1 protein-coding gene and 2 pseudogenes (1 of these 3 only partly in view) are annotated in these 4,865 nt (G+C 53.6%); 1 reads left to right on the top strand and 2 read right to left on the bottom strand.

What is annotated here, in order from left to right:
- Positions 1-1,207: pseudogene (locus tag QVP94_RS07840) on the bottom strand (AMP-dependent synthetase/ligase) (it extends 727 nt beyond the left edge of the window).
- Between the two features lie 27 nt (positions 1,208-1,234).
- Positions 1,235-4,597 (bottom strand): transcription-repair coupling factor, encoded by a 3,363-nt coding sequence (mfd, locus tag QVP94_RS07845; protein WP_022192327.1) that lies wholly within the window; start codon positions 4,595-4,597, stop codon positions 1,235-1,237.
- Between the two features lie 49 nt (positions 4,598-4,646).
- On the opposite strand from mfd, the pseudogene QVP94_RS07850 reads away from it, so the two are divergent.
- A pseudogene (locus tag QVP94_RS07850) lies at positions 4,647-4,865 on the top strand (hypothetical protein); the annotation flags it as partial.

Genomic DNA, 4,865 nt, shown 5'->3' on the forward strand with positions numbered 1-4,865 from the left:
AGAGGGTGGGTGGGCGAGGGCCGTTGGTCGAGATGATCGGTGTCGCCTCGCTCAGCCCGTATCCTTGGTACATCGGGATTCCCAAGGCGTAATAGAACTTCTGCAAGTCCTTATCCAGCAAGGCGCCCCCTCCGATAAAGAACTTCAGCTCGCCCCCGAAGTTCTCACGGACTTTCGCGAACAATAGCTTGTCGAACAAACGGACCAGTGGCTTCAAGAGGACGCGGAAACCTTTTCCTTCCTCCTCGTCGCTATCCCCATTATAGATATAACCGATCCGTAAGGCTAGGTTGAAAAGGCGGACGGCGTTCTTGCCTTGCGCTCGGATACCTTGCTCGATATTCTTCTTGAAGTTCTTCGCCAAGGCGGGGACGCTCAGTATCAGGTACGGCTTGAACTCCTTTATATTGATAGGGATATTCTTCAAGGTCTCCATACCGGTACGCCCTACCTGCACGGTAGCTACCGAGGCTCCCTTCGACATGAAGATGTAGAATCCTACCACGTGGGCGAAGCAATGGTCCAGCGGGAGTATCACCAACGTACGCCACGTATCGTCTATATCCACGCAAGTGAGCGCTTGCTCCACGTTCGCCGTATAGTTACGGTGGGTGAGGATCACGCCTTTCGGATCGGCGGTCGTGCCGGAGGTATAGGTGATGGTGGCGTAATCATCGTTGCCCAGCGATTGCCCGATCGCCAAGAACTCCTCTAGCGGATGAATACCCAGATAGACCTTCCCCATCCGGCGTATCTCGGACAGCGACATCTCACGGTCTTGGTATTCCGCTTGCTCGTCGAGTACGATGATCTTCCGTACGGCGGGGAGCTTATCCTTGATCGCCCGGATTTTCTTGAGTTGCTGGCCCGATACCATGATATATTTCACGTCGGCGTGGACGAGACGGAACAGGAGGTCGTTCGCCTCCTCCAGCTTGATTGATAGGGGCACGTTCGTCGCCCCGGCGTAGAACATGGCCAGCTCGCCGATGATCCACGCGTTGCGCCCTTCGCTCAGTAAAGCCATATTATCCCCCTTTCGCACACCCAGCGATATGAGGCCGGCGCCTTCCTCATAGACGAGGTCGCGAACCTCGGCGTAAGTGGTTGGCTCGAATCGCTTGCCCGTCTTCTCCCATAAAAAAGGATTACTCGGGAATCGCTTGGCTGAACTCTCAAAAAGGTCTATAATCGTTTTCTTTTCCATATCTTTTCGTGTTTGTAAGAGGATGTGTCAAAAGTTGGTTGAGTTTATTTTTTCCATCTCTTGCAGGTAGCCGCATGCCGCTTCCACCGTAGGGACGTTCTTGATCACGATACTTCGCTTGCCGTTCTGCTCCCGGAGGTTACACTCACGGGGATGCTTTTGGATGAAGCCCAGCAGCTTGCCGAACGCCTCGCTTTGGTAATACGGGCTATCCGGGTTATTCACCAAGAAGAGGCTCATCTGCCCTTTCTTCAGGATCACTTTCTCCATGCCCAGTTTCTTGGCCATGCGGCGGAGGCGCACGATCCGGATCAACTCCTTGCCCTCCTTCGGTATCTTGCCGAAGCGGTCTTTCAGGCGCTCCGTAAAGGCGAGGATATCACGTTCCTCCTCCATATTATCCAACTCCCGGTATAGGGAGATACGCTCCGAGTCGTTGGGGATGTAGGTGGGAGGGAACATCAATTCCAGGTCGCTCTCGATATAGGTCTCCCGGACGTACTCGCTGCCCGTATCCCGGTGCCCTTCGGTGTTATCGGCGTAAAGATCGGCGAATTCCTCGCTTTTCAACTCGTCTACCGCCTCCTCCAAGATCTTCTGGTACGTCTCGTAACCCAGATCCGCAATGAAACCGCTTTGCTCGGCCCCCAACATATTGCCGGCCCCCCGGATATCGAGGTCTTGCATGGCGATATGGATACCGCTACCCAGCTCGGAGAAGTTCTCGATCGCTTGCAACCTGCGCCGTGCCTCCTGCGTCAGCGAGGTGAGTGGCGGGGAAAGGAGGTAGCAGAAGGCTTTCCGGTTGCTTCGTCCTACACGTCCGCGTAGCTGATGGAGGTCGCTAAGCCCGAATTGCTGGGCGTTGTTGATGATGATCGTATTGGCGTTGGGTACGTCGATGCCGCTCTCCACGATACTGGTGGCTATCAATATGTCATACTCATAATTCACGAAATCGAGGATGATCTTTTCCAGCTTCTCCGGCTCCATCTGCCCGTGCCCCACGGCTACCCGTGCGTCGGGGACTTCCCGCCGTACCAAGGCTTCCATCTCGTAAATGTTCTGGATACGGTTGTTGATGAAGAATACCTGCCCGTTCCGGCTCATCTCGAAATTGATCGCTTCCCGGATGATATCGGGATTGAAACGCTCCACCTCCGTCTGCACGGGATAACGGTTGGGCGGTGGCGTGGTGATGCTGGAAAGGTCCCGGGCCCCCATCAAGGAGAACTGTAGGGTACGGGGGATCGGGGTGGCCGTCATTGTCAAGGTGTCCACGTTCACCTTCAGCTGCCGAAGCTTCTCCTTGACGGATACCCCGAACTTCTGCTCCTCGTCGATGATAAGCAAGCCCAGATCCTTGAAACGTACATCCTTGCCGACGATCCGGTGGGTGCCGATCAAGATATTCACCTCGCCCTCTTTCAGCTCTTTCAAGGTAGCCTTGATTTGCGCGGCCGTACGGGCCCGGCTGATATAATCGATCTTGCAAGGGAAATCCTTCAAGCGCTCACAAAACGTCTGGTAATGCTGGAAAGCCAGTACGGTGGTGGGTACCAACACGGCCACCTGCTTATTGTCCGATACCGCCTTGAATGCCGCGCGGATAGCCACCTCGGTCTTTCCGAAACCAACGTCTCCACAAATCAACCGGTCCATCGGACGGGTACTTTCCATATCCGCCTTGACCTCGGCGGTAGCCTTCATCTGGTCCGGCGTGTCCTCATAGATGAAGCTGGCTTCCAGCTCATGCTGCATGAAGCTGTCCGGCGTGTAGGCGAAACCCGTCTCTTGCTTGCGTTTGGAATAGAGGAGGATCAAGTCCCGGGCGATATCCTTCACCTTCGCCTTGGTACGTTCCTTCATCTTTTCCCATGCGCCTGTGCCGAGCTTGCTCAACTTAGGCGGCTCGCCGCTCTCTTTCCCCTTGTATTTCGATAATTTATGCAGGGAATGGATGCTGACGAATATAATATCGTTATTCTGATAAATCAATTTGATGGCCTCTTGCATCTTACCGTTCACCTCGGTGCGTACCAATCCCCCGAACTGTCCTACGCCATGGTCGATATGTACGATATAATCCCCCTGCGAGAACTGGTTCAGCTCCTTGAGCGAAAGGGTGATCTTTCCGCTTCGTGCCTTATCGCTCTTCAAGTTGAACTTGTGGAAGCGGTCGAACAATTGATGGTCGGTGAAAAAGCAGATGCGTAGCGTATCGTCGGCGAATCCCTCGTGTATCGTGCGGTTTACGGCGGTGAAAGGGATATTGTCGCCCCTATCCTCGAAAATCATCCGGATACGGTTGGCTTGTTTCTCTTGATCGCTCAATATATATAATGTATAGCCCTCGTCGAGGTATTTATGGAACGACTCGCTCACCCGGTCGAAATTCTTATGATAGATCGGCTGCGTTTGCGTAGAGAAATGGATGGTAGCGTCCGCCGTTCCCATCGGCCGTGCCCCGAAATGGATGCGACGGAAATCCAAGACCTCCCGTAGGAAGTCCTCGCCCCGGACTAATTTCTTCCGCATCTGGTCGATATCGGCGAAGGATTCCTCGTCGGCTACCACCGGATCGTCGTTCCATACGCTTCCGATGCGCTCCTTGCACCATGCGAGATCTCTCGCCGCTATGCAGGTGTTCCGGGGAAGGGAGCCTAGCAAGGAAGTACTATCCTTGGCGTTCTTGCTCATCTCCGGTACGATATAGATGCTGTCCAGTTTCTCCTTGCTGAGCTGCGTCTCCACGTCGAACGTACGGATGGTCTCCACCTCGTCGCCGAAAAAGTCGATACGGTAGGGAAACTCGTTGGAGAAAGAGAAAACGTCGAGGATACTGCCACGGAGGGCGTACTGCCCCGGCTCATATACATAGTCGACCTGCTCGAAGCCATACTCGTCCAGCACGTCGGAGACAAACATATTATCCAGCTTCTCGCCCACGCTGATCTTTAAGGTATTCTCCTTCAATACCTCCCGGGCCACGACTCGTTCCGCCAAGGCGTCCGGATACGTGACGATCACGAAAGAGGCGTCCGGGTCTTGCAACCGGCTGAGTACCTCGGTGCGCAGGATCTCGTTCGCCGGATCGACATGCCCGTACTTGATGGCCCTCCGGTAAGCGGATGGGAAGAAGTATACCTCATTGCTGGCGGTAAGTTGCATCAAGTCGTGATAGAAATAGCCGGCTTCCTCTTGGTCGTTCAACACGCACACATAACTCCCCCTTCCTTTCGTAAAAAGAGAGGCGATCGTCATTGCCGGACCCGAGCCATTCAGTCCCTTTAGGAATATATTGCGGGACGTATCGTTTTTCAGTAAGGTGTCCAGCGCCGTCACTTGCGGGTGAGCGGCATATAGTTTCAATAATTCTTGTACTTCCAAAGCGATATCTTGTTTCCGCGAAGGTAACCTTTTTAGGGAAAAAAACAGTATGAATAATGCAGCGATTATTGCCCAGACAATGAACAATGCCGGATTTGACGTACTGCCGATGGAAATGGACTTGTCCTCACGCTCGTCTATTCTGAGCTTGATAGACGAAGCGCAGAAGCATGGAGAAATCTCAATGTTAGTAAATGTCGCCGGAGTATCTGTTTTCCATAGAGCGAGGATTCGAGTAGGGGATTTTGGGGGAAATGCTTTTGGGTCC

This window comes from Parabacteroides sp. CAG:2 (genome assembly GCF_000436315.1).
Classification (GTDB): Bacteria; Bacteroidota; Bacteroidia; order Bacteroidales; family Tannerellaceae; genus Parabacteroides; species Parabacteroides distasonis.